The sequence below is a fragment of the Haloarchaeobius marinus genome (assembly GCF_051207415.1).
Classification (GTDB): domain Archaea; phylum Halobacteriota; class Halobacteria; order Halobacteriales; family Natrialbaceae; genus Haloarchaeobius.
Genome location: NZ_JBPKGD010000002.1, coordinates 857,539 through 882,028, shown reverse-complemented (window position 1 = coordinate 882,028; position 24,490 = coordinate 857,539). Strand labels below are relative to the sequence as shown.

Here is a 24,490-nt window from a genome sequence, read left to right as displayed (position 1 = left end):
TACCTGACGGCTTGTGTCCTCGTGAAGAGGACATGTCTTCTGACGACGCCACAGACCCTGACGCCGACGCGAACGCCGACGAGGAACCCGACCAGCAGCGGTCGACGCGGGACAGGGCCGTCGAGGGCTTCGACCAGGGTCTCGTCGACCTCCTCTCGTGGGTTCTGGACACGGAGACGCGCGCGAAGATATACGTCTACCTCCAGAAACGACCCGGGAGCACGAGCGAGGAGATCGCACAGGGCACCGGACTCTACCCGTCGACGGTACGGGAGGCACTCGCCGAACTCCACGACGAGGAGAAGGTCCACCGCGACAAGCGCGAGAGCAAGGGCGCGGGGAACAACCCGTACGAGTACACCGCCATCCCCCCGAGCGAACTCGTCAGTGGCGTCGTCGGACAGGTACAGGCCGAACTGAACACGGTGTTCAACCTCGACAAACTGCTCGACCGCGAGGACGACGACGAGTTCGACGAACCGGCACCGAGCGAACCCGTCACCATCACCGTCGAGGACCTCCCGACTAGCGACGACGAGGACGTCGTCGACCCCGACGAATCGGCAGGCGGCGACGGCGACTCGACGGCGAGCGAGTGAACCGCTGGATTCGACTCTTTTATTGCACGGGCAGGTCTTTCACCGGGCATGAAGGTGGCGCTGGGCGGGACGTTCGACCCGGTGCACGACGGGCACCGTGCATTGTTCGACCGGGCGTTCGAACTCGGCGACGTGACCGTCGGGTTGACCAGCGACGAACTCGCCCCAAAGACGCGCAACGTGGAACGATACGTCCGACCGTACGACGAGCGAAAGCGTGCCCTCGAGGCCGAACTCGCGGCGTTCGGGGAGCGATACGACCGCACGTTCGAGGTCCGAACGCTGACCGAACCGACCGGCATCGCGACCGAACCGCAGTTCGACTACCTCGTCGTCTCGCCGGAGACCGTCGACGGTGCCGAACGCATCAACGAGATACGCACCGAACGGGGGTACGACCCGCTCTCGATAGAGGTCGTCGACCACGTCCTCGCCGACGACGGCGAGATAATCTCGAGTACGCGCATCGTCGCCGGCGAGATAGACGAACACGGGGCCGTCACGCCCGACCGGGAAGGTCGCGGCGCGTCCAGGTAGCGACGAGACGCCGGTCACCACGACGGCGGTTCCATTCCGGCGGCCTCCAGCACGTCCTTCCAGCGCTGTTGGATCGACAGCCGAGAGACGTCCGCCGCGTCTGCGACCTCGGTCTGGCTCCTGCCGTCACCCGCCACGAGCGTACCGGCGTAGATACTCGCCGCCATCGCCGGTCGCTTCGACCGGTCCGACTCCGGAACCGAGGAGAGGAACATGTCGACCGCGTACGAGCGCGCGTCGCTACCGAGGTCGAGGCGGTCCGCCGCCGCCTCCAGTTCGGCGAGCCACTCCTCGTTCTCGACCTGGTCTCGTGCGCTGTACATACCCCGTCGTACCGCGTTCTCGTATTTAAACGAACTGCCACCCGAACCCGACAGGTTCTTACCGCCCTCACATAAAAGACGAGGCGAGCGCGGGTAGCCAAGCCAGGAAACGGCGCAGCGCTTAGGACGCTGTCCCGAAGGGGTCCGCCGGTTCAAATCCGGTCCCGCGCATACCGTCTCGAACGTCAGTGAGAGACGTGTCTGCGATACGAACGGATTCGAGGCAGGGAGCGAACAGAGGTGAGCGACCGTGGTTCAAATCCGGTCCAGCGCATCGATCGAACGGCGTGAGCGAGAGAGCAGGACCGTTTTGAACCCTGCGAGTCGCAGCGCGAACGAAGTGAGCGACCGTCTCGCTCCGGTTCAAATCCGGTCCCGCGCATACCGTCTCGAACGTCAGTTCGAGTGAGGGGTATTCGAACAGAAACCGTTTTGCTATTCGGCTGATACGAACGGATACGATGACCTACGATAGGCACGTCCTGAAGGTAGTGGTCGGGTCAGCTAGCGCCCTGCTACTCTACAATCTCTGGCCAGCCAGCTTGGTGACGGTAGTGTACGTCGGAGCACTCTTCCTGTTGAGTCTGTTCCTCGCAATCGACGGCCTTTTCACCGGAATCGAGGCCGCTGTCGCCGCCGGAACGGACCGACCAGTCGAAAGCGACCCGACAGAATAGCTTCCTCGACACCGACTCCCCCCAGATTTCGACGGGAGATGTGACTCACAGCGAGACGGCACGGCGTCGCAGAAGGTCGGTTATTGGTCAAGGAGTTCGAGACTCGACCGGCGCACCTCGACGCGCCGGGAGTCCGTGTCGTAGTCGACGACGCCGAGGTCGTCCATCATGGGCAGGTGCCGGTGATGGAGACTGATAGCCAACTCGTCGACGGTCGCCGCGTCGTCCTCGTCGTGCGTGGCGAGGTCCTCGGCCAGCGTCGTGAGGTCGACCGGAAGCGTCGAGTCGCCCAGCACGTCGAGCAGGGTCCGGCGTCGTTCGTCCGCCAGGAGTCTGTGACAGTCTGTCGTCGATAGTTCGGTTCGGTCGCGCTCTCCGCCCCCGTGTACGTTCGATTTCATTGACATCGGTTGGGTACCTCCAGGGTCTCCGTGCGTCTCACAGCGCGCACCTCCCAGAAAGGTACGGTCGTGCATAAGGGGTGCCTCCAACTGATGAGGTACGTCCCCCCGGTCTCGGGCGTGGTGGCGACAGTCTGGTGACCAGTTGGTCACGACAGTCGACGGGATGAGTGACCGGTACTGTCGGTCTGGTGGGTCCGTTGACGGAGGGTTGAAAAGCACGGACGCCCTGTACGTTTCGTAGTGACCGATTCAGAACTGACCGCAAGTCTCCGCGAGACACTCGCCGTGTTCGACGGCGAAGCGTCGGGAACGCCGCTCACGACGACGGAGGTGGCCGACCGACTCGACCTCGGACGACGGAGCACCTACGAACGTCTCGAACGGCTCGTCGATCAGGAGCGTCTCCAGACGAAGAAGGTCGGTGCACGCGGGCGCGTCTGGTGGCGTGCCACCGTCCCGCCGGGGGACCGACGACCGTCTGCGCCGCCGCCCGACGCATCCGGGTCGCTCGTCGACGTCCTGGACAGCGCCGACGTCGGCGTCTTCGTCCTCGACGAGGACTTCGACGTGGCCTGGGTCAACGACGCGACGGGCCGGTACTTCGGGGTCGACCGGTCGGACCTGGTCGGTCGGGACAAACGTGCCCTGGTCGAGGACCGCATCGCCCCGACCGTCGAGGAGTCTGCCGGGTTCGCGGAGACGGTCCTGGCGACGTACCGCGACAACACCTACCCGGAACGGTTCGAGTGCCACGTGACCGCCGGCGAGGGTCGGACGGAACGCTGGCTGGAACACAGGAGTCGACCGATCGAAACAGGCCGGTACGCCGGCGGGCGCGTCGAACTCTACTACGACGTCACGGACCAGAAGCGCTCGGAGCGAGTCCTGGCGGAGACCGAACGACGGTTCCAGTCGCTGGTCCAGGCCGTCGAGGAGTACGCCATCTTCCTCCTCGATGCGGACGGCCGGGTCCGCACCTGGAACGAGGGCGCGGCTCGAATCACGGGCTACGAACGCGACCGAATCGTCGGCGAACACGTCTCGACCTTCTACACCGAGGGGGACAGGGCGGACGACGTCCCGGGACAGAACCTCGCCGCCGCGGCGCGCCACGGGTCCATCAAGGACGAGGGCTGGCGCGTTCGCGCCGACGGCACCGACCTCTGGGCGCACGTCTCCATCTCGGCCATCTACGGCGACGACGGCAGCGTCGAGGGGTACGCCAAGGTCACGCGGGACATGACCGACCGTCGCGAGCGCGAGCAGGACATCCGCCGGGAGCGCGACCTGCTCGCCGGCGTCCTCGAGGGGAGTCCGACCGGCGTCGGCATCTTCGACGGAGACGGCGAGGCACTCCGCGTGAACCAGCGCTTCGTCGACCTGCTCGGACTGGACCTGACGGACCCCGAGGAGTACGTGCTGGGAGACCACCCCTTGCACGACGAGGACGGTGACGAGATTCCGTACGAGGACCGACCGGCGGCGCGTGCGCTCTCTGCGGGCGAGCACGTGACCAACCAGTGGGTCCGGGTCGACGGCCACGACGACCGGACGCGATGGCTGTCGGTGAACGCCGAACCGCTGACGGGCGATACGGACGGCGTCGTCGTCACCGTCGGCGACGTAACGCAGCTCAAGGAGCAGGCCCGCCGACTCGAACGGCAGCGCGACGACCTCAGGGGCGAACTGGAGGAGGTGTTCGAGCGCATCGACGACGGCTTCTTCGCCCTCGACCCGAACCTCAGGTTCACGGCCCTGAACGAACGTGCGGCAGACCTGCTCGACCGGTCCCCAGGCGAACTCGTCGGCGAGTACGTGGGGGACGCGTTCGACCTGGGGGCCACGGCCAGCGGGGCACTCGAGGACGCACTGGAGACCCAGGAGTCGACGTCGTTCGAGGAGTACTTCGAACCGCTCGGGACGTGGTTCGAGGCCAACGTCTATCCCTCGGAGACGGGTGTGTCGGTCTACCTCCGCGACGTCACCCGACGCAAGGAACGGGAACGCCAGTTGCAAGAGTACAAGCACATCGTCGAGACGGTGGAGGACGGCATCTACGTGCTCGACGAGGACCTCCGGATACAGTTGGTGAACGAGGCAGCCACGTCGATGACGGGATACTCGCGCGAGGACCTGGTCGGGTCGCACGTCTCGAGTGTCGTCGAGGAGGACGCCGTCGACGCCAGCCGCGTGAATCGCGAGCAACTCCTAGAGAGCGACGAGCGGGCCGAGACGACCGAGGTAACGTTGCAGACCGCCGACGGCGAGACGCGGACGGTCGAGGCCCGGTACACCCTGCTCTCCGATGCGCCGGACGAGTTCCGTGGAACGGTCGGCGTCGTCCGCGACGTCACCGAGCGCAAGGAATACGAGAAGGAACTCGAACGGTACGCGACCATCGTCGAGACCATCTGGGACGGCGTCTACGCACTGGACCCCGACGAACGGTTCGTCATGGCCAACGAGACGTTCCTCGAGATGACCGGCTACGACCGCGACGAACTCCTCGGGCGACCGGGGTCGCTCGTGCACGACGAGATGGTCAACGAACGCGCGAGCGAACTCAGCGAGTCGGTCGTCGACGGCGAGCGCGAGGGTGCCGTCCTCGAGTTCGACCTCGAGACGGCCGACGGGGAGACGCTGCCGGTCGAGAGTCGGTTCGGCCCCTACCGGTTCGACGAGGACCAGCACGCCCGGACCGGCGTCGTCAGGGACGTGACGGACCGCAAGGCGCGCGAGCGTGCGCTGGAGGTGTCCGAGCGTCGGTACCGTGCGCTCGCGGAGAACTTCCCGAACGGCGTCGTCGCGCTCTTCGACGAGAACCTGGAGTACACCCTGATGGACGGGAAGTTCTTCGAGACGGTCGATGTCGAACCGGAGGACTTCGTCGGCCGGCAGGTGGCCGAGGAGTTCGTCCCGTCGGACGTCCGCGACGCGTTCCGGACGAACTGCAGGGCCGCACTGACGGGCGAGTCGGCCGAGTTCGAGGTCGAGTACGACGAGTACGTGTTCGACGTCTGGGTCGCGCCGGTGACCGACGAGAACGGGCACATCTTCGGCGGGATGCTGATGGCACAGGACGTCACCGACCGGGTGGCGTACGAACGACTGCTGGAACGCCAGCGCGAGCGCCTCACGGCCCTCGACGACCTGAACGGCGTCTTCCGCGACGTCACGGACGCGGTCGTCGAACAATCGACCCGCGAGCAGATCGAAGCAATCGTCTGTGAACGCCTCGCCGAGTCCGACTCCTACACGTTCGCGTGGGTCGGCGACGTGGACGTCCAGACGCAGACGGTGAACTGCCGGACCGGCGCGGGCACCGGGGACTACCCCGACGGGCCGATACCCGTCGACCTGGACGGCGGGTCCAGCGACGGTCCCACTGGACGTGCCATAGTCGAACGCGAGGTCCAGACCACACGGGACGAACCCCAGGCTGAGTCCGACCGCGGGGGCGAGGCAACCTCGTCGGCCGTGGTTCCCATCGTCCACGGTGACACGTTCTACGGCGTGTTGACGCTCCACGCCGACCGACCGGACGCCTTCACCGACGACGAGCGAGCGGTCGTCGGCCAACTCGGGGAGGTCGTCGGGCACGCCATCGCCGCCGTGGAGCGCAAACGCGCGCTGATAAGCGAGGAGGTCGTCGAACTCGAGTTCCAGATACAGAACGTCTTCGACGTCCTCGGCGGCGACGCCGAGACCGACGACCCGATCGAGTTCGAACGGACGGTCCCGGTCGGCGAGGATTCGTACCTCGTGTACGGGACGGCCGGGGGAGACGCGATAGACGCGATGCGGGCCGCCGTCGAGTCCGAGGCGTACGAGCACTGGGAGGGGCTGAACGTCCTCGACGAAGGGGACGAGGGGGCCACCTTCGAACTCAGGCTGACCGAGCCACTGTTCTCGGCGCTCGCGGCACACGGCGGCTACATGCAGGAGGCGCGCATCGTGGACGGCAACTACTACATGCGGGTCCACCTCGCACCGCGGGTGAACGTCCGGGAGATCGTCGACACGATCACGGACGTCTACCCGACCATCGAACTGGTCACCCAGCGCCAGGTGACGCGGTCGGAACCGTCGAGTGGGAACCTGCAGGAGGCCATCTTCGGAGCGCTCACTGACCGCCAGCAGAGCGCGATTCGGGCGGCCTACCAGCGAGGCTACTTCGCGTGGCCCAGAGAGAGCACTGGCGAGGAGATAGCCGGGTCGCTCGACGTCACCGCGCCGACGTTCCACCAGCACCTGCGCAAGGCCGAGAACAAGCTGTTCACGGCCCTGTTCGACGGCGGCGTGACGGCGGAGTAGCATCGCGTCGTCCGGTCGGTCGACCCGAAACGGCGTCGTCCGGGAGGACGACGACCCGACCTCCAGGTGGGCCGGTGACGACGCGATAGCCCGTCCGACCCCGCAAACCTTTTTCATACCCGGTCTGTTGTATCGGCCAATGTCGAACATGGGCGAGCTGTTCGGGGAGATTCTCGCGGACGTGGACGCAATCGTGCTGTTCTCACCGAGCGGTTCGTACTTCGAGCGGTTCAACGACCTCGAAGACCCCGACGTCATCGTCGTCGGGACGGAGAACACCGTCGATGCCGAGTCCTTCGTCGAACTCCCACTCGAGTTCGAGGAGGTCGCCCAGCGCGTCCAGTTCGGACTCGAGGGCGCACTCGAGGCGGGCCTCGTCGACGACGGCGACGTCCTGCTCTGTGCGACGAGCGTCTTCGACGGCAGCATCGATACCGTCTCCCGGGTCCGGGCCGACGCGTCGAACCAGTCCGGGGTCTACGACCTGTTCTCGAGTTCGCGTGCCGAACCGGGCGTCATCAAGGACGTCCTCGAACTGGCGGTCGAACTCGGGAAGAAGGGACAGAAGGGCGAACCCGTCGGTGCGCTGTTCGTCGTCGGCGACGCCGGCAAGGTGATGAACAAGTCCCGCCCGCTGTCGTACAACCCGTTCGAGAAGTCCCACGTCCACGTGGGCGACCCCATCGTGAACGTGATGCTCAAGGAGTTCTCCCGCCTCGACGGCGCGTTCGTCATCTCCGACTCGGGGAAGATCGTCTCGGCCTATCGCTACCTCGAACCGTCGGCCGAGGGGGTCGACATCCCGAAGGGCCTGGGCGCGCGCCACATGGCGGCCGGTGCCATCACCCGTGACACGAACGCCACAGCCATCGTCCTCTCCGAGAGCGACGGCCTGGTACGGGCGTTCAAGAACGGCGAGTTACTGCTCGAGATAGATCCGGAGGACTACTGAGGATGACGTCGCTCGACGGGACGCCGGCGGCACTGCTAGCGCTGTATCAGGAGACGTCGGTCCCGGCGCAGGCACAGGAGGTTCCGACGTGGGAGATGCTCATCAACGAACCGCTGGTCCGCGCCACCATCGTGCTGTTGCTCGGCATCGCCCTCGGCGTCGTCGTCGGAAAGTTGAACAAGCGACTGCTCACCGCGGCGGGGGTCCCCGAGATGGTCGAGGGCACCCCCTTCGAGAGCAGCGCGCGCAGTCTCGGCAGTTCGACCGTGGACATCGTCGCGCGGATGAGTTCGTGGTTCACCTACGGCATCGCCGCGCTGGCGGCGGTCCACGTCGCGAACCTCGTTCGAACCGACCAGTTCTGGCTCGGCGTGGTGCGGTTCGTCCCCGACGTGTTCGTCGGGGCGCTGGTCCTCATCGTCGGGTTCGTCGTGGCGGACAAGGCCGAGTTGCTCACGAGCGAGCGCCTTCGAGGCATCAAACTGCCCGAGGTGAACGTCCTTCCGAAGATAGTCAAGTACAGCGTCATCTACGTGACGTTCCTCATCGCGTTCGGCCAGATCGGGGTGAACATGTTCGCCCTGCTGATACTGCTCGCGGGCTACGTGTTCGCGCTCATCTTCCTCGGCGGCCTGGCGTTCCGCGACATGCTCAGGGCGAGCGCCGCCGGCGTCTACCTGCTTTTGAACCAGCCGTACAGCATCGGCGACGAGGTCGAGATAAACGACCACGAGGGCGTCGTCCAGGAGGTTGACCTGTTCGTGACCCAGATAGAGACCGACGGCCGCGAGTACATCGTTCCGAACCACCGCGTGTTCAGGGACGGACTCGTCAAGGTCCGGGAGTGACGGCGTCCGGGCGGCCCGTCAATCGTCGGCCAGGCCACCGCTCGACATCCGCCTCGCGGGGACGCCAGCGACCGTCTCCCCGGCGGGCACGTCCTCGGTGACGAGCGAGTTCGCGGCGACCTGTGCGCCCTCGCCGATCTCGACGCCGGGGAGGACGATGGCGCCCGCGCCGATCATCGCCCGGTCGCCGACGACGACGTCGCCGACGCGGTACTCGTCCTGGAGGAACTCGTGACAGAGGAGGGTCGCGTCGTAGCCGACGATGACGTGGTCGCCCAGCGTGATGTGCGCCGGCCAGAACACGTCCGGCGTCGCCTCGAGGCCCCAGGAGACGCCCTCGCCGACGGTGACGCCGATGCGCCGGAGGAGCCAGTTCTTGAGACGGAGGCTCGGGGAGATTCGGACGAGCCAGACGACGACGTAGTTGAACGCCACGTGGAGCGGGTGGACCGCGTCTGGCCAGTACTGGAGTGAGTTGCGTGGGCCGGGGGTGGGGTGGTGTGTCACCCTGTCGTGCCGAGAGCCGGGGTCGTCGGCTGGTTCGTCGCTCACTGACGGGTGTAGTCAGCCGAGGGTATTGAAACCGGCCGGTTCCGGCTACCCGCCCGTTCGCCGCGTCACTCGCCCCGGAGTTCGCTCACGTGGTCGATGCGGCTCTGGACCAGCGCCTCGGTGCCGATGTCGTGACGGACGTGGAAGCCCTCGCCCGCGACGGCCAGGGCGTCCTCGGCGATGGCCTCGGCCTCCGCGATGGTGTCTGCGACGCCGACGACGGCGAACGAGCGCGAGGTGGTCGTGTAGAGGCCGTCGTCGCGCTCGTCGACGGAGGCGTAGAACAGGAGCGCCTCGCCGTCCCGGTCGCCCGCTGCGGCTGCCGCGCTCTCCTCGTCGACCTCGATGCGGGTGCCGGACTTCGGGTCCGTCGGGTAGCCCTCGGGGACGGCGTACTTGCAGACGGTCGCGCGGTCGGCGAAGTCGAGGGCGGGGAGTCGGTCGCCGTCGCGGGCCGCCGCGACGACGTCGTAGAAGTCCGTGTCGAGGACGGGGAGGACGTTCATCGCCTCGGGGTCCCCGAAGCGGGCGTTGAACTCGACGACCCTGATGCCGTCGGCGGTGAGCATGAACTGCCCGTAGAGGACGCCCCGGAAGTCGTCCAGGGCCGCGACGGTCTCTTTCAGTATCTCGAGCGCCTCGAACGAGTCCAGTTCGGTCATGAACGGGAGCTGGAACGAGGCGTCGGTGTAGCTCCCCATGCCGCCCGTGTTCGGCCCCTCGTCGCCCTCGTAGGCGCGCTTGTGGTCCTGGACGGCGGGCGTGATGAGCACGTCGTCCCCGGCGACGAGCGCCTGCACGGTGAACTCCTCGCCGACGAGGCGCTCCTCGAGGACGACCTTCTCGTAGTCGGACTCGCGGAGGTACTCCTTGGCCTCGGCCTTGGTTATCTGGTCGCCGGTCACGCGGACGCCCTTGCCGCCGGTCAGACCGGCGGGCTTGACCGCGAGGTCGCCGTCGTACTCGTCGATGTACTCACAGGCCGCCTCCATCTCCTCGAAGACGGCGTAGTCGGGACAGCCGGGGATGTCGTGCTCGGCCATGAACTCCCGCTGGAACGACTTGTCCGTCTCGATTCGGGCGTCGGCCTGGCGCGGGCCAAAGGCGTAGACGCCGGCGTCCTCCAGCGCGTCGACGACGCCCGCGGCGAGGGGTGCCTCGGGGCCGACGACGGCGAGCGTCGCGTCGATGGACTCGGCGTAGTCGACGACGGCGTCGACGTCTGTCTCGTCGAGCGTCTCGAAGCCGTCGGTCAGCGCGGCGATGCCGGGGTTCCGGTTGCCGGCGCAGGCGTAGAACTCGAACGTCTCGCGCTCTGTCGACTCGGCGAGCGCCCGGGCGATGGCGTGTTCGCGGCCGCCACCACCGATGAGCAGTACGGTGTCGGACATAGGAGACATCGGTGCGCAAGTGAGTGTAACGGTTTCGGTTCGTTCGGGTGCAACTATACACGGGGCTGTATATGTCGCGGGCTGTCGAGAGGAGAGACGGCACGTCGGTGACCCACCCGCCGGTCCGACGCTCGCCATCGCGGGAGACGGACCTTTACCCACTACCGGGCCCAAGGTCACCCATGAGCGACCCCACCGCCCGCAACCGACTCGACGAGGAGGCGTCGCCGTACCTCCGACAGCACGCGGACAACCCCGTCAACTGGCAGCCCTGGGACGAGGCCGCACTCGACGCCGCGAAAGAGCGCGACGTGCCCATCTTCCTCTCCATCGGCTACTCGGCGTGTCACTGGTGTCACGTCATGGAGGAGGAGAGTTTCGAGGACGATGCCGTCGCCGAGGTGCTGAACGAGGAGTTCGTCCCCGTCAAGGTCGACCGCGAGGAGCGCCCGGACCTCGACGCCATCTACCAGACCGTCTCGCAACTGGTGGCAGGTGGCGGCGGGTGGCCGCTGTCGGTCTGGCTCACGCCCGACGGCAAGCCGTTCTACCTCGGGACGTACTTCCCGCGGGAGCCACGACGGAACATGCCGGGCTTTCTCGACCTGCTGAACAACGTCGCCAGGTCCTGGGCCGACCCCGACGACAGGGCGGAGATGGAGAACCGCGCCGACCAGTGGACCCGCGCCGCGAAGGACCAGCTGGAGGACGTTCCCTCGGCCGGGTCGGACGCACCGGGGGACGGCCTGCTCGAAACCGCCGCCGACGCGGTCCTCAGGAGCGCGGACCGGGAGCACGGTGGCTTCGGCTCCGGCGGGCCGAAGTTCCCCCAGGAGGCCCGCGTGCACCTGCTCCTCCGGGCCTACCACCGGACCGGTCGGGACACCTACCGCGACGTGGCGGTCGAGACGCTCGACGCGATGGCGAACGGCGGCCTGTACGACCACGTCGGCGGCGGCTTCCACCGGTACTGCACCGACGCCGACTGGACGGTCCCGCACTTCGAGAAGATGCTGTACGACAACGGGGAACTCCCTCGTGTCTTCCTCGCGGGCTACCAGGTGACCGGCGACGAGCGCTACCGGACGGTGGTCGAGGAGACGCTCGGATTCATCCGGCGCGAACTCACCCACCCCGACGGCGGCCTCTACTCGACGCTCGACGCACGGTCGCCCGACGAGTCCGGCGAGGACGTCGAGGGCGCGTTCTACGTCTGGACGCCGGAGGGAGTCCGCGACGTGCTGGACGGGACGGACGCCGACCTGTTCTGTGACCGCTACGGCGTCACCGACGCGGGCAACTTCGAGCACGGCCAGACCGTCCTCACCGTCTCGGCCTCCGTCGTCGACCTCGCCGAGACGTACGACCTCGACCCCGCGACGGTCCAGTCCCGACTGGCGACTGCCCGCGAGGCCGTCTTCGAGGCCCGGGAGGGACGTCCACGGCCGCGCCGCGACGAGAAGGTGCTCGCGGGCTGGAACGGCCTCGGCATCTCGGCGTTCGCAGAGGCCGCGCTGGTGCTCGACCCGGACTACGCCCGGCCGGCCGAGGAGGCACTGGCGTTCGTCCGCGAGCACCTCTGGGACGACCGGGCCGGCGAGCTGACTCGTCGGTTCAAAGACGGGGACGTGAAGGGCGAGGCGTTCCTCGAGGACTACGCGTTCCTCGCCCGTGGCGCGTTCGACACGTACCAGGCAACGGGCGACCCGGACCACCTCGGCTTCGCCGTCGACCTCGCCCGGACCGTCGTCCGCGACTTCTGGGACGCCGAGGCGGAGACGGTGTTCTTCACGCCCCGCGACGGCGAGGAACTCGTCGCTCGCCCGCAGGAACTCCGCGACCAGTCCACCCCGTCGAGCCTCGGCGTGGCCCTCGACGTGTTGCTCTCGCTCTCGCACTTCGTCCCGGACGACGAGTTCGAGACGGTCGTCGAGGGCGTGCTGTCGACCCACGGTACCCGCCTGGAGACGAGTCCGACGGAGTACGCCTCGCTCGCGCTGGCGGCGGACCGCTGGACGGCGGGCGACGCGGAACTCACCGTCGCCGCCGACGGACTCCCGGAGTCGTGGCGCGAGACGCTCGCGTCGACGTACCTGCCCCGTCGGGTGCTGTCGGTACGCCCACCGACGGCGGAGGGACTCGACGCCTGGCTCGCCGACCTCGACCTCGACGAGGCGCCCCCCATCTGGGCGGGCCGGGACGCCACCGACGACGAACCGACCGTCTACGCCTGCCGCGACTTCTCGTGCTCGCCACCGACGCACGACGTCGAGGAGGCGCTCGCCTGGCTCACGGATTCGGACTCGGCGTAACCGGGTTCGAGAACGGCAGGAGGCGGGGGACGGCTCAGAGACGACTCTCCGGGGGTGCTCGACTCGTCGCGTTCTCAGGCGTGTCGCTCCAGTTCGTCGGCCAGCCACACCGCGATGGGTCGGCGCTCCTCCTCGACGAACCGCGCCAGTTCGGTGCCGGTGTCGCGGTCCTCGACGACGACCGTCGGGATGTACTCGATGCCGTACTCCTCGACGTTCGGGCCGACCTTCGACCCGTCGTCGTCCGTCTCGACGGGGTAGTGTTCGACGCGTTCGACCCCGGCGGCGGCGAGCGCAGCGGCGAAGTCCGGGAGTTGCCGCCGGCAGTCCTTGCACCAGTCGCCACCCCACACCTTGACCACGACGTCGTCGGCGAGTGCCGACCACACGTCGACCGCGTCCTCGTAGGACGCCGCGTCCCACGCGGGGTTCGGGCGCATCGTCTCCAGTTCCATACGCCCCGGTTCGAGTGTGCCGGGTTTAAGCCCGACGCTACCGGTACGGACGCCGCGTAGTCGTCGACTCCACCCGGTCGTCGGCGTGTCGGACGCGGTCGAAGACGACCACGACGGTCCCCCGGCGCGGCCCGCCGACAGCGTCCAGTCGGGCACGTAGAGGCCGGGAACGCTTGCCGGTGACCGGGGTTGGTTTATCCGTGGGCGAGTAGGAGTCCGTATGAAACGGAGCGTGCTCGACACCATCGGGTCGCCGCTGGTCCAGGTGTCGTCGCCGCCGGGTGCGACCGTCGCCGCGAAACTGGAGTCGTTCAACCCCGGCGGGTCGGCGAAGGACCGGCCGGCCCGCGAGATGGTGCTGGACGCCGAGCGCTCGGGGCGACTGTCGCCCGGCGACCGCATCGTCGAACCGACGAGCGGGAACACCGGCATCGGACTGGCGATGGTCGGTGCGGCGCGGGGCTACGACGTCACCATCGTCATGTCGTCGGCGATGTCCGAGGAGCGCCGGGCCATCCTCCACGCCTACGGCGCCGACATCGAACTCGTCGACGGCGACATGGTTGCCGCCCGGGAACGTGCCGACGAGATCGAGGCCGAGACCGGGGCGGTCCAGTTGCGACAGTTCGAGAACCCGGCGAACCCACGGTCGCACTACCGGACGACGGCGGAGGAGATACTCGAACAGGTCGAGGGCCGCGAGGTCGACGCGTTCGTCGCCGGCGTCGGCACCGGCGGTACCATCACGGGCAACGCCCGCCGGTTGCTCGAGGAGTTCCCCGACATGCGCGTCGTCGCGGTCGAACCCGAGTCGAACCCGGTCCTCTCGACCGGCGAATCCGGGTCCGACGACTTCCAGGGGATGGGACCGGGGTTCGTCAGCGACAACCTCGACCGGAGCCTCATCGACGAGGTCCGCACCGTCAGCCTGGAGGATGCCGAGGCGGAGTGCCGACGCCTCGCCCGCGAGGAGGGCATCCTCGTCGGCCAGTCCTCCGGTGCCTCGTCGCTCCGGGCGCGGGAGGTGGCGGGCGAGATAGCCGACCCGGCCGCGGACTGCCCGCCTGCCCCGGGCGACGCGCGGACTGCCGAGAGTGCCGAGACCGACGGCGGCGACTACGAGGACTGCCCGCTCGTCGTGACGGTGTTCTGGGACTCGGGCGAGCGCTACATGTCCGCCGGAACCTTCGACTGACGGACCGGGTCAGTCCGACGCCGATTCCGGGGGGACACGCGACCGCAAGAACGAGTCGAGCGTCGAATCGAACTTCTCGGGGAACTCGCGCGTCGGCCAGTGGCCACACTCCTCGAACACGTCGAGTTCGGCGTCCGGAATCCGGTCCGCGGCGCGACGCGCCCACCGGACCGGGAAGAGGGGGTCGGCCTCGCCGTGGACGAGCAGGGTCGGCATCGAGAGGTCGTCGAGACTGTCCGCGTAGTTCGTCGCCACCTGCCCGCTGGGGCCGATCTCGTTCCGCTGGAACGCGGTGAACGCCCGCCCGGCGTCGGTCTCGTTGGCGCGTTCGTGGACGGCGTCGACGAACCCCTCGTCGAGCGTCGAGGAGTCGTAGACGACGTTCCCCAGGCCCATCGCCGCCGCCAGTCGGGAACTGCCGACCATCGACCACCCGGTCGCGTTCATCCCGGGGATGTTGGCGAGCGCGTACAGCATCGACCCGCCGGGGACGCTCCCGCCCAGACCGTAGCTGTCGACCAGTCCGAGCGCGTCGACCCTGCCGGGGTCGTCGAGTGCGAAGTCGATGGCGACGGCACCGCCCATGGAGATGCCGACGAGCGCGAAACTGTTCAGTCCCACCTCGTCGACGAAGTCGTCGAGGACGCGACGGTACGTCCCGATGGACGGTTCCGCGACGGGGTCGCTCTCGCCGTACCCCGGCCAGTCCGGCGCGTACACCTGGTACTCCTCGGCCAGCGTCTCGATGGTGTGGAGCCACGAGAGGTCGGCGTCGTCGACGCCCCCGCCGTGGAGCAACACGACCGGCGGGCCCTCGGTCCCGGCGCGCCGGTAGTGGACCCGGAGTCCGTCGACCCGGGCGACGCCGTGTCCGGCGCTCATCCGGCGAACTCCCCCTCGGTGACGCGGACGACGACCGTCTCCTCGACGTCTGGCCGGAGGTCGTACGGCGGGAGGCCGTCGTCGGTCCGCTGGACGAACAGCGGTTCGACCAGTTCGGGCGGGCCGTCCTCGTGGTCGACGAGGCCGTAGACCTTGCAGAACTGGTCCGTCTCGGCCGGGGCGACCGCGTCGCTGCGGACCTCGTTCGCCAGCCCTCGCGAGAGCCACTCCTCGTCGGTTATCGACGGTTCCCTGACCAGTACCTCGTCGACGAACCGGACGATGTACCAGTCGAGGTCGTTCGCCAGGGAGACGGCGGCCCCGATGCTCACCGTCCGGAGCGCGATGGCGTTGTCGTACGGTTGCCAGAGGTCGTAGGTAGACAGCGCGTCGCGTGCGGTCTCCCGGGAGAGGAGTTCGTACCGGAGGACCACGTCGGACGAGCCGATGAGACAGACGTCGGTCACTGGAGCGGTATTGGGAGGCGGGGGGTATGTGGATTTCGCCTGCGGGACCGACCGTCTCAGGGCTCGAAGACGTCGGCTCGCTCGACGACCGCCCGTGCCCGTTCGCGCAGGTCGTCGGGTTCGGCCGACCGGATGGCGTCGACGGACCCCCTGGTCTCTGGGTGCTTCGGGACGACCCGGTTACAGCCGGCGGGCACCGTCGAGTCGTCGAAGGTGTCGATGTCCCGGGCGCGCTGGACGATGTCCTGTTTGTCCCAGGCGAACAGCGGCCGGTGGACCGGCAGGTCGGTTACCGCGGCGGTGACCGCGAGGTTCCGGGCCGTCTGGCTGGACTTCTGGCCCATCGCCTCGCCGGTGACGATGCCGTCCGCGCCCGTCCGGTCGGCGACGGCCTCGGCGACGAGGAAGAGGAAGCGCCGGAGGGCGAGCATCCGACCGGTGCCCATCGACGCGACGAGGTCCGCGACCACGTCGCCGCCGGGGACGCGCCACATCGAGAGGTCGTCCTGCGGGACGTGCTCGCCGAGTTTCCGGACCGTCTCGACTGCCCGTGCCTCGTGGTCAGCGCCGCCGTAGTCCCCGAGGTCGAGGTAGACGGGGACGAGGGGACTCCCGCGACGCATCGCCTCGTAGGCCGCCACTGGCGAGTCGATGCCGCCGCTGACCAGCGCCACGAGCGGTTCCTGGGTGTCGTAGGGCAGGCCACCCGGTCCGTCGTAGGAGTCGCAGTAGACGAACGTCTCGCCCTCGCGTATCTCGACGCCGAAGGTGACGTCCGGGTCGTCGAGGTCGACCGCCGGTTCGAAGTCCGTCCCGGACTCGATGGCGCGCTGCTCGACGGCGTCCCAGACGGCCTGCCCGCCGAAGCGCTGGGCGTCCTCGCTGTCGAACGGGAGCGACTTGTCCGCCCGACGGGCGTCGACGGCGAACGTCCCGCGGTCGTAGACGGCCCGACCGGCCGTCGCCAGCGCGTCCTCGATGGCCTCGCGCTCCGACGGGACCGACAGCGCCGGACTGGCCGAGACCACGCCGAAGGCCCTGGCGGCGGCCCTGGCGGCGGCCTCGACGTCGGACTCGGTGGTCCGGACGATGGGCCGGGACCACGCGAGGTCGACCTCGCCGTCGACGTCCGCGGCGTCGAGCAACGCCTCGACGTGGTCGCCGAGTCGTCGCTCCATGCGTCGCTTGACGCCGGTGCTCTTGACGTTCAGGTCGCCGTGACGGACGAGGACCGCGTCAGAGCCCGGTGGGTGCATGGCCGTCGGTAGCGGGTCGACGTTTAAACCGCCGTCGGACCGCCGGGCGGACGCGACGGCGACGACCCCGCGACCGTCGAGCCGGTAGCGGCGTTGCTGTGGGCCTGTGAGAGACGGTCCGGGTGGTCCTGGACCTCAGAACGTCGTCAGTTCGCCCTCGATGACCTGACGGGTGACGTCGGTCACGTCTGCGAGTTCCCGGTCGATGATGGCCGTCACGTCGTCCTCGATGTCGGCGATCTGGACGCCGTCGTCGGTGACGACGTGTGCGTCGGCGACGTGTGGCTGGTCGATGGGGCGTCCGATCTGGCTCAGGAGACGGATGCGCAGGTCGCGGATGCCGTCGACCTCCTCGACGACGGCCTCCGCGATGCGCGTCGAGAGCAGGTTGTATATCTTCCCGATGTGGTTGACCGGGTTCTTGCCGGACGTCGCCTCCATCGACATGGAGCGGTTCGGCGTGATGAGCCCGTTCGCACGGTTCCCGCGACCGACCGACCCGTCGTCGCCCTGCTCGGCGGAGGTGCCCGTCGTCGTCAGGTAGATGGCGCCCTCGTCGTAGTTGTCGGCGGTGTTGACGTGGACCTCGACGGAGCGGTCGGTGAACTCGCCGGCGACCTCGGAGACGTAGTCACGGACGCCCTCGACCTCGGCGACGTAGTCGTCCATGCTGTCGACGTAGCGGTCTATCATCGCGGCGGCGACGGTGATGTCGATGTCGTCGCCCTCGCGCTTGCCCATTATCTTCACGTCCTGTCCGATGGCCGGATTGTCGGCGGCGTAGCTCCCGTTGAGTCGGCGCTCGGCCTCGAGGACGATGCGCTCCGTCTCGGTCAGGGGAGCGTGGCCGACGCCGAAGGAGGTGTCGTTCGCCATCGGGACGGTCGCGCCGTCCTCGGAGAAGACCTCCTGCAGGTCGCCCGACCCCTCACCGAGTTTCACGTCGACGATTATGTCCGTCCCGAACTCCAGTTCGGGGAAGTTCTCACCGAGGTAGTCGCGGGCCGCCTTCAGGGCGACCGTCTCGGTCGGGATGTGGTACTCGGTCCCGTCCTCGTCGACGTAGTGTTTGGTCGCGCGACCGACGATGAGGAGATAGATGGGTTCGATGACCTCGCCTCCGCCGAAGGCCGGGGCGGCCGACCCGGCGACGAGCTGGGTCTCGTCGGTGTTGTAGTGGAGGACGCGACCGACGCGGTCGAGGTAGGTGCGGGCGAGCGCCTGCGAGACGCTTTCGGCGATACCGTCACAGATAGAGTCGGGGTGTCCGAGCCCCTTTCGTTCGACGATCTCGACCTCCTGGTCCTCCACCGCCAGGCGGTCGATGGGTTCGACGCGAATATTGCGCTCTGTCATTACACCGAGTTGAACAGGGCAGTTTCTATAACTTGCGAATCCACATCTGGCGCTCGGAATGCGTGTGAGTAATCTCCGGTCGCCTGCGCAACCCGGCGAAACGGCGTCGACAGACGGTTCGCCCACCGTCCAGCACCGGCCCGGTCAGGCCAGCGCCGGCCCGGTCACTCACCCTGCTCGGCCAGCAACAGTCCGAGGTACGACGTGCGAATCTGGTCGTCGGGGTCGAGTCCGAGAGATTCGAGGACGGCGAACGCGCCGTCGCGCGCCTCGTCGACGCCGTCGGCGTCCGACTCGACCTCGCACTCGACGAACTCGCCGAGGCCGTCGACCCGGTCGAGGGTGACGGTGTAGCCGGCGAGGGCGAACCGGGCGCGGTGCTTGCGGACCGTCGCCGCCGGGTCGAAGCCGAGGTGCCCGAGGATGGCGTCCATCGCGTCGCCGTCGTCGACGCCCGTCTCGACCTCCTCGCGGGTCTTGGAGTCGGCGTCGACCAGCGGTCCCTTGTACGTGACCCGGACCGACGCCTCCCGTCCCTCCGCGACCGCCTCGACGACCGTGGCCGAAACCTCGGTCGGGTCGACGCCGACGTCGACCTCCCTGCGCACCCGGAGCGCTTCGTCCGTCTCCGCGAAGTCCCGGTGGGGCGCGTCGTAGTACACGTCGGTCTGGACGACCGCGTCGACCTGCGCCGCCCCCTGCTCGTCGAGTCGTCGCCGGACCGACTCGAGGTCGGCGCGCACCTTCACTTCCACCTCGTACATGCCTCGACACTCGCCTACGCTGGACAAAAGGCTGGCCGTCTCGGACGGGTCCAAAACGTGGTACTTAAATGCCGCGTAGGAGACGTTCAAGGTATGACCGATGACCAAGAGGCCGAGACGGCCGACAACGAGGACGAAGCGACAGCGGAAGAAGTGACAGAAGAGGAAGAAACGGCGGCGGAGGCTGCCGAAGAGACGGAAGCCGCCGAGGAAGCGGAAGCGGAAGCCACCGAGGAGGAGTCCGAAGCGGAGCAGACCGGACTCCAGGACGGTGACTTCGTCAGGCTCGCCTACACCGCCCGGACCGTCGAGAGCGACCGACTCGTCGACACGACCGACCCCGAGGTCGCCGAGGAGGAGGGCATCGAGGAGGAGGGTCGCGAGTTCGAGCCCCGCGTCATCGTACTCGGCGAGGGTCACATGTTCGACGCCGTCGAGGAGGAACTCCGGGGCAAGGACGTCGGCGTCTCCGGTACCGTCACCATCCCGGCCGTAGAGGCCTTCGGCGAGTACGACGACGAGAAGGTCCGCACCGTCAGCGTCGAGAAGCTCCCCGAGGACTCCCGGCGCCCCGGCGCACAGGTGCAGGTCGACGGCGAACAGGGCTACGTCAACGCCGTCATCGGCGGCCGTGCCCGCGTCGACTTCAACCACCCGCTCGCCGGCGAGGACATCGAGTACGAGTACGAGGTCGTCGACGTCGTCGAGGACAACGTCGAGAAGGCGCAGGGCCTGATGCAGATGTTCTTCGACGTCGACCTCGACATGTGGTTCGAGACGGACGAGGTCGAGGAGGAGGTCCGCGTCGAGTCCGACGAGGAGGACGAGGACGCCGAACCCGAGTTCGAGACCCAGACCGTCGAGAAGGAGACGCTGTACATCGAATCCGACCCGCAGTTGCAGATGAACCAGCAGTGGATGTTCGGCAAGCAGCAGGTCGCACAGCAGCTCATGCAGCACCTCGACATCGACCGCGTCATCGTCCAGGAGACCATCTCCGGCGGCATGGGCGGCATGATGGGTGGCATGGGCGGCATGATGGGCGGCGCAGGCGGTGCGGGCGGTGCCGAGGCGGCCGACATCGAGGAGGCCCTCGCCGAGGCCGACATCGACGCCGAGGACATCGAGTCCGACCTCGAAGAGTAAGCGCTCGCGTCAGACACCGGATCGACTTTCTCGCGGCCGACCTTTTCGCGGCGACATGGACGAACAGCGACGCGTCGCGCGATTCGTCGCGGAACACGACCTGGAGACCCATCCCACGTACCGGCTCCTCGACCTCACGAGCGAACTCGGCGAACTGGCGAAAGCGGCCTGCGAGTCGACTGCCTACGGCGGGCGACCGGACGACGTCCAGGTGTCGGACGACGAACTCGGCGACGCCCTGTTCTCGCTGCCGGCGCTGGCGGAGTGGGCCGACGTCGACGCCGACAGGGCGCTGGAGACGTCGCTGGAGAAGTACGAACGGCGTATCGAACTCACGGGGGACGCCAGCTCGGGCGAGTAAGACAGCGTCGAGTCAGTTCCCGACCCAGCCGCGCAGGGTGTTCGCGACCAGCGAGACGTCGCCGGGGCTCAGCAGTGCGAGCATGGCGCGCTTGTTCCCCTGGTTCGCCTGCTCCAGGGTGTCCTCGTCCGTCGCGTTCAGGTCCTCCATCAGGTTGTCGTAGCGCTCGTTGGACGCGCGGTACAGGAGTTCGGTCATGAACAGGCGCGTCTTCGCCTTGGGCGCGACCCGCGTGTGCCAGAGGTGGTCGTAGATGGCGAGTTCCTCCGCCGAGGTGTCCCGGTCGCTGTGGATGAGCACGCGGTCTGCCACGGTGGCGGCGGCCCGACCCGAGCGCATGCACTTGTCGATGCCCTCGCCCCAGAGCGGGTCGACCGTCGGGACGGTGTCACCGATAGCCATGAAGTTGTCCGTACTCATGCCACTCGGCAGCTGGATGTGTGCCGACCCGCGGTGTTGCTTGCCCTCGAGACGCGTCGCGTCTGCGAACCGGGGGTCGGTGTCCAGCCAGTACTGGAGGTAGTCGTCGATGCTGTAGCCCGACTTCGCGTTCTCCCGGTGGCTCTTGTTCTGGATGTAACAGACGCCGACCTTGGCCGTGTCCGCGCCGGTGTGGAATATCCAGGAGTAGCCACCGGGGGCGATGTCGTGGTCGAGGCGGAGCATCATCGCGTCGGTCAGGTCGGCGTAGCCGTCGCAGTCGACGTCGATGCCCTCCAGTTCGAACTCGATACCGATGGCCTGCTTCTCGCGCTTGAGGTCGACCACGTCCAGCGCCTTCGCCAGGGGTGCGCCCGGCCCCGTGGCGTCGATGACGATGTCGCCGTAGACCTCCTCGGAACCGTTGTACGTGACGCCGACTATCTCGTCACCGTCCATCACCGGCTTCGAGACCCGGGCGTCGAAGCGGTACTCCGCACCGTCGGCCTCGGCCTCGTCGACCAGCCAGTTCTTGAAGTCGGCGAACTCGAGGACCGCCCCGGGTTGGTGGCGAGTGTAGTGGCGATTCGGCGATTCGAGAACCACGTCGTCCGTGAAGTTCATCACCACGTCGTCGGGGATGGCGAAGTCCGTCATCGTCGACGGGAACGTCCCCGCGGTCGACTTGTTACTCCTGCTCGGGAACTCGTCCTCGCTCTCGGTCTCGAGGACGACCACGTCGTATCCTCGGGCAGCGAGGTCCCGCGCCGCTTGCCCCCCCGCAGGCCCCGCACCGGCGATGACCACGTCGTATTTCTCAGTCATGGTAGCATAGGTAGCGTCTCTGCGTTTCAGTGAGCGCCGTTGTCAGTACTTTCTAATCCCGAATGTAATTCCTTCTGATTTGGGATTGCGACGAAAGGAGTCGGAGAACCGGCGGTGCAGGCCGTCATCACCCGGTTTAGACCTCACGCGATGTCGCGGCTGGTGTCGATGGCGACCTCGTCCGCGAGTTCGAGCTTTACGGTCTCGACCAGTGCGGTGCCACCCCGGAACTTCGGGACCGACAGCCGGTTCTCCAGTTCCGCACCGCGGACGCGCGTCTCGAGGGCGAACACGACGTCGGACATGTGCTTGGTCGTGTCACGGTTCGTCGGGATGTGATGCCCGTCGAGACAGTGCAGGAACGCGATAGAACCGGTGTTGACCATGTGCGTCTGGAGTTCGGTCATGAAGCTCCGGTAGCGGTTCCGGTCGCCACGTTCGAGCACGTCGGCGGTGTCGATGATGAGGTTCGCCCCCTCCGGGAGCGCCCGGATGAGTCGGTTCGCCTGGTCGAGCGGTTCCGACCCCGAGATGTCCCGGACGGTCGGCGACCCGACCGGCGCGTTCGTGTTCTCGATGGCGTCACGGACCGCCTGGTCGGACCGTTCCGTCGTGAGGTACAGCGTCCCACGGGCGGCGGTCAGTTCGTACAGCAGTAGTTCGGACTGGCTCGCAGGGTCCGCGGTGAACGCGACGATCGAACCCGGTGGGAGCCCACCGTTCAGTTTCCTGTCGAGGACGTCGATTCCCGTGTCTAACCGCCCGGCCATGTTCGTTCCACCGTTAGCCACCCCTGCCTAAATAACTGTTTGCCTGCGCAACAAACGGCCGACCTTATCGTACGCTGACCAGACGGCCGGGTCGGACAGCGGTTCCGCCGCCTCCGGGACGGTTCCGACGACCGGCGCGTCGAGCAGGTCGGCGACGCCGGACGGCGGGTCCGTCGTTCGGACGAGTAGACACCCGACGACGGTCGCCCCCAGTTCGCGGGCGATGGCACCGGTCTTGGTCGCGTCCCTGAGTGCCTGTGGAGTGTCGTCGGCGACCAGCAGGACGTCGTCGACCGCACGCAGCGGGGAGACTGCGTCCGGACCGGCACCCGCCGGCGTGTCGACGAGCGTCCGCCGGTCGCGGAGGTGCGAGAGCGCGTCGGCGACGGACGACCCGTTCTCGGGTCGCGGTGCGGCCACGACGCGAACCCCGGGGAGCGACGAGACGGCCTGCTCGGGCGGTGGCGACCCGTCGAGGACAGCCGAGAGCGACGGGTCGCGGTCGCAGTCCGCCAGCGTGTGCAGGTCCGGCATCTCGCAGTCGGCGTCGACCGCCCGAACCGGCCTGCCGGGCCGGGCCAGCGCGGCCGCCAGTGCGAGCGTCGACGTCGTCTTCCCGACACCACCCTTCCCTCCGGCGACGGCGAGCATGCCACCTCTGGTCCCGTCCTGGTACTTGAACCCCCGTGCGCCGTCGCGGACCGAAACCAGTTTCCCACCCCTGGCCGTCCTCTCGTCCGTGTACGTGCACGTCAACGCGGCGATGAGCGCCGACGGGAAACTCGCCTCCCGCGAGCGCACCCAGTTGCGCATCAGCGGGCCGGCGGACTTCGACAGGGTCGACGCCCTCCGGGCCGAGAGCGACGCCGTCGCCGTGGGCGTCGGCACGGTCCTCGCGGACGACCCGTCGTTGACGGTCGACGACTCGGACCGAATCGCCGCGCGTGAACGCGATGAACGGTCGGCCCAGCCGGCACGCGTCGTCGTCGATTCGCGGGCGCGGACGTCGACGGACGCCCGGGTCGTGGACGACGCGGCGACCACGTACCTGCTCGTCTCTTCGGAAGCCCCTGCAGACCGCGTCTCGGCGCTCTCGGACGCTGGCGCGGTCGTCCTGACCGCCGGAGCGGACCGGGTCGACCTGGAGGCGGGACTGGACGCGCTGGCCGACGAGGGCGTCGACCGCCTGATGGTCGAAGGCGGCGGCGAGCTCATCTTCTCGCTGTTCGAGGCGGCCCTCGTCGACGCCCTCTCCGTCTACGTCGGGTCGATGGTCGTCGGCGGCCGTGACGCACCGACGCTCGCCGACGGCGACGGCTTCGTCGACGACTTCCCGGAACTGTCGCTGACGAGCGTCGACCGGATGGACGACGGCGTCCTGCTCCAGTGGACGGTCCCGGACGACGGGAACTGACGGGCAGTCGACTCCCGGGCGACGGGTGGACGATACAGTTACGTGCTTCCTGTGCATAGGTAACGATTGTCATGGGAGACACCAAGCGTGGCCGTGAGCGAAAGCACCTCAACAAGGAGTCCCAGGTTCTCGAACGGGACATCGAGTACGCAAAGCGCGTCGCACGAGGTGAAGTTAGCGAGGAACCGCCGCGCGTGGAGGAGGACGACATCGAACTCGACCTCGACGTGGCAGACGAGGCCCGCGCCGCCGACGACGACTGACGGGCGA

At 67.9% G+C, this 24,490-nt stretch carries 25 protein-coding genes and 1 tRNA gene; 13 read left to right on the top strand and 13 right to left on the bottom strand.

The window, feature by feature from the left end; genetic code table 11:
• Window positions 1-32: 32 nt before the first annotated feature.
• Together ACSC1W_RS10535 and ACSC1W_RS10530 are read left to right on the top strand one after the other, a co-directional pair.
• The gene (locus ACSC1W_RS10535) at window positions 33-599 is read left to right on the top strand and encodes a helix-turn-helix domain-containing protein (RefSeq protein WP_435347320.1); all 567 of its coding nucleotides are present in this window, start codon (window positions 33-35) and stop codon (window positions 597-599) included.
• 48 nt (window positions 600-647) lie between these two features.
• Window positions 648-1,136 carry a phosphopantetheine adenylyltransferase gene (locus ACSC1W_RS10530; protein ID WP_435347319.1) on the top strand — a complete coding sequence of 163 codons (489 nt, stop codon included), beginning with the start codon at window positions 648-650 and terminating at the stop codon, window positions 1,134-1,136.
• Between the two features lie 14 nt (window positions 1,137-1,150).
• On the opposite strand, the gene ACSC1W_RS10525 is transcribed toward ACSC1W_RS10530, so the two are convergent.
• On the bottom strand, window positions 1,151-1,459 hold the full coding sequence (locus ACSC1W_RS10525; protein ID WP_435347317.1) for a cyclin family protein: 309 nt from the start codon (window positions 1,457-1,459) through the stop codon (window positions 1,151-1,153).
• Between the two features lie 87 nt (window positions 1,460-1,546).
• On the opposite strand from ACSC1W_RS10525, the gene ACSC1W_RS10520 reads away from it, so the two are divergent.
• Window positions 1,547-1,630, top strand: a tRNA-Leu gene (locus tag ACSC1W_RS10520).
• Between the two features lie 290 nt (window positions 1,631-1,920).
• The gene (locus ACSC1W_RS10515; RefSeq protein WP_435347315.1) at window positions 1,921-2,136 is read left to right on the top strand and encodes a hypothetical protein; all 216 of its coding nucleotides are present in this window, start codon (window positions 1,921-1,923) and stop codon (window positions 2,134-2,136) included.
• 80 nt (window positions 2,137-2,216) lie between these two features.
• Here the strand turns inward: ACSC1W_RS10515 and ACSC1W_RS10510 are convergent, their stop codons facing one another.
• Entirely contained in the window at window positions 2,217-2,543 is a 327-nt protein-coding gene (locus ACSC1W_RS10510) for a DUF7344 domain-containing protein (protein WP_435347313.1), read from the bottom strand.
• A gap of 237 nt (window positions 2,544-2,780) precedes the next feature.
• Here ACSC1W_RS10510 and ACSC1W_RS10505 point away from each other — a divergent pair, with 237 nt between their 5' ends.
• From ACSC1W_RS10505 to ACSC1W_RS10495, 3 genes are all read left to right on the top strand, one after another.
• Window positions 2,781-6,854, top strand: a complete 4,074-nt coding sequence (locus ACSC1W_RS10505; protein ID WP_435347311.1) for a PAS domain S-box protein — start codon at window positions 2,781-2,783, stop codon at window positions 6,852-6,854.
• Between the two features lie 139 nt (window positions 6,855-6,993).
• The gene (gene dacZ / locus ACSC1W_RS10500; RefSeq protein WP_435347310.1) at window positions 6,994-7,806 is read left to right on the top strand and encodes a diadenylate cyclase DacZ; all 813 of its coding nucleotides are present in this window, start codon (window positions 6,994-6,996) and stop codon (window positions 7,804-7,806) included.
• A gap of 95 nt (window positions 7,807-7,901) precedes the next feature.
• Complete coding sequence (locus ACSC1W_RS10495; protein WP_435347680.1) at window positions 7,902-8,654, top strand: mechanosensitive ion channel domain-containing protein; 753 nt, start codon at window positions 7,902-7,904, stop codon at window positions 8,652-8,654.
• A gap of 18 nt (window positions 8,655-8,672) precedes the next feature.
• Here the strand turns inward: ACSC1W_RS10495 and ACSC1W_RS10490 are convergent, their stop codons facing one another.
• Together ACSC1W_RS10490 and purD are read right to left on the bottom strand one after the other, a co-directional pair.
• Complete coding sequence (locus ACSC1W_RS10490) at window positions 8,673-9,206, bottom strand: acyltransferase (RefSeq protein WP_435347308.1); 534 nt, start codon at window positions 9,204-9,206, stop codon at window positions 8,673-8,675.
• A gap of 65 nt (window positions 9,207-9,271) precedes the next feature.
• On the bottom strand, window positions 9,272-10,597 hold the full coding sequence (gene purD / locus ACSC1W_RS10485) for a phosphoribosylamine--glycine ligase (protein ID WP_435347306.1): 1,326 nt from the start codon (window positions 10,595-10,597) through the stop codon (window positions 9,272-9,274).
• A 182-nt stretch (window positions 10,598-10,779) separates the two neighbouring features.
• Between purD and ACSC1W_RS10480 the strand changes: the two genes are divergently transcribed.
• Window positions 10,780-12,909, top strand: coding sequence for a thioredoxin domain-containing protein (locus ACSC1W_RS10480; protein WP_435347304.1), 2,130 nt, complete (start codon window positions 10,780-10,782; stop codon window positions 12,907-12,909).
• Window positions 12,910-12,983: 74 nt separating this feature from the next.
• On the opposite strand, the gene ACSC1W_RS10475 is transcribed toward ACSC1W_RS10480, so the two are convergent.
• On the bottom strand, window positions 12,984-13,364 hold the full coding sequence (locus ACSC1W_RS10475; RefSeq protein WP_435347302.1) for a TlpA family protein disulfide reductase: 381 nt from the start codon (window positions 13,362-13,364) through the stop codon (window positions 12,984-12,986).
• A 220-nt stretch (window positions 13,365-13,584) separates the two neighbouring features.
• Between ACSC1W_RS10475 and ACSC1W_RS10470 the strand changes: the two genes are divergently transcribed.
• Complete coding sequence (locus tag ACSC1W_RS10470) at window positions 13,585-14,559, top strand: PLP-dependent cysteine synthase family protein (protein ID WP_435347300.1); 975 nt, start codon at window positions 13,585-13,587, stop codon at window positions 14,557-14,559.
• Window positions 14,560-14,568: 9 nt separating this feature from the next.
• On the opposite strand, the gene ACSC1W_RS10465 is transcribed toward ACSC1W_RS10470, so the two are convergent.
• The 5 genes from ACSC1W_RS10465 to cyaB form a co-directional block, all read right to left on the bottom strand.
• Window positions 14,569-15,441, bottom strand: a complete 873-nt coding sequence (locus ACSC1W_RS10465) for an alpha/beta fold hydrolase (RefSeq protein WP_435347298.1) — start codon at window positions 15,439-15,441, stop codon at window positions 14,569-14,571.
• A complete protein-coding gene (locus tag ACSC1W_RS10460) occupies window positions 15,438-15,908 on the bottom strand; it encodes a DUF5804 family protein (RefSeq protein WP_435347296.1) in 471 nt (156 codons plus the stop codon). The genes ACSC1W_RS10465 and ACSC1W_RS10460 overlap by 4 nt, the downstream gene beginning before the upstream one ends.
• Before the next feature lie 56 nt (window positions 15,909-15,964).
• The gene (locus tag ACSC1W_RS10455) at window positions 15,965-17,164 is read right to left on the bottom strand and encodes a tRNA sulfurtransferase (protein WP_435347294.1); all 1,200 of its coding nucleotides are present in this window, start codon (window positions 17,162-17,164) and stop codon (window positions 15,965-15,967) included.
• A 135-nt stretch (window positions 17,165-17,299) separates the two neighbouring features.
• The gene (locus tag ACSC1W_RS10450) at window positions 17,300-18,520 is read right to left on the bottom strand and encodes a methionine adenosyltransferase (RefSeq protein WP_435347293.1); all 1,221 of its coding nucleotides are present in this window, start codon (window positions 18,518-18,520) and stop codon (window positions 17,300-17,302) included.
• A gap of 164 nt (window positions 18,521-18,684) precedes the next feature.
• The gene (gene cyaB, locus ACSC1W_RS10445; RefSeq protein ID WP_435347291.1) at window positions 18,685-19,284 is read right to left on the bottom strand and encodes a class IV adenylate cyclase; all 600 of its coding nucleotides are present in this window, start codon (window positions 19,282-19,284) and stop codon (window positions 18,685-18,687) included.
• A gap of 153 nt (window positions 19,285-19,437) precedes the next feature.
• Here cyaB and ACSC1W_RS10440 point away from each other — a divergent pair, with 153 nt between their 5' ends.
• A complete protein-coding gene (locus ACSC1W_RS10440; protein ID WP_435347679.1) occupies window positions 19,438-20,430 on the top strand; it encodes an FKBP-type peptidyl-prolyl cis-trans isomerase in 993 nt (330 codons plus the stop codon).
• 55 nt (window positions 20,431-20,485) lie between these two features.
• Complete coding sequence (locus tag ACSC1W_RS10435; protein WP_435347289.1) at window positions 20,486-20,791, top strand: MazG nucleotide pyrophosphohydrolase domain-containing protein; 306 nt, start codon at window positions 20,486-20,488, stop codon at window positions 20,789-20,791.
• A 12-nt stretch (window positions 20,792-20,803) separates the two neighbouring features.
• Here ACSC1W_RS10435 and ACSC1W_RS10430 read toward each other — a convergent pair whose 3' ends face one another.
• The 3 genes from ACSC1W_RS10430 to ACSC1W_RS10420 all read right to left on the bottom strand — a co-directional run bounded on the left by ACSC1W_RS10430 (window position 20,804) and on the right by ACSC1W_RS10420 (window position 23,457).
• Window positions 20,804-22,036: a digeranylgeranylglycerophospholipid reductase gene (locus ACSC1W_RS10430; protein ID WP_435347287.1), complete on the bottom strand. Its 1,233-nt coding sequence runs from the start codon at window positions 22,034-22,036 to the stop codon at window positions 20,804-20,806.
• Between the two features lie 143 nt (window positions 22,037-22,179).
• On the bottom strand, window positions 22,180-22,806 hold the full coding sequence (locus ACSC1W_RS10425; RefSeq protein ID WP_435347285.1) for an RAD55 family ATPase: 627 nt from the start codon (window positions 22,804-22,806) through the stop codon (window positions 22,180-22,182).
• Between the two features lie 27 nt (window positions 22,807-22,833).
• Window positions 22,834-23,457: a MinD/ParA family ATP-binding protein gene (locus tag ACSC1W_RS10420; protein ID WP_435347284.1), complete on the bottom strand. Its 624-nt coding sequence runs from the start codon at window positions 23,455-23,457 to the stop codon at window positions 22,834-22,836.
• Between the two features lie 88 nt (window positions 23,458-23,545).
• Between ACSC1W_RS10420 and ACSC1W_RS10415 the strand changes: the two genes are divergently transcribed.
• On the top strand, window positions 23,546-24,220 hold the full coding sequence (locus ACSC1W_RS10415; RefSeq protein WP_435347282.1) for a 2,5-diamino-6-(ribosylamino)-4(3H)-pyrimidinone 5'-phosphate reductase: 675 nt from the start codon (window positions 23,546-23,548) through the stop codon (window positions 24,218-24,220).
• Window positions 24,221-24,291: 71 nt separating this feature from the next.
• Window positions 24,292-24,483: a hypothetical protein gene (locus ACSC1W_RS10410; RefSeq protein WP_435347280.1), complete on the top strand. Its 192-nt coding sequence runs from the start codon at window positions 24,292-24,294 to the stop codon at window positions 24,481-24,483.
• Window positions 24,484-24,490: the final 7 nt, after the last annotated feature.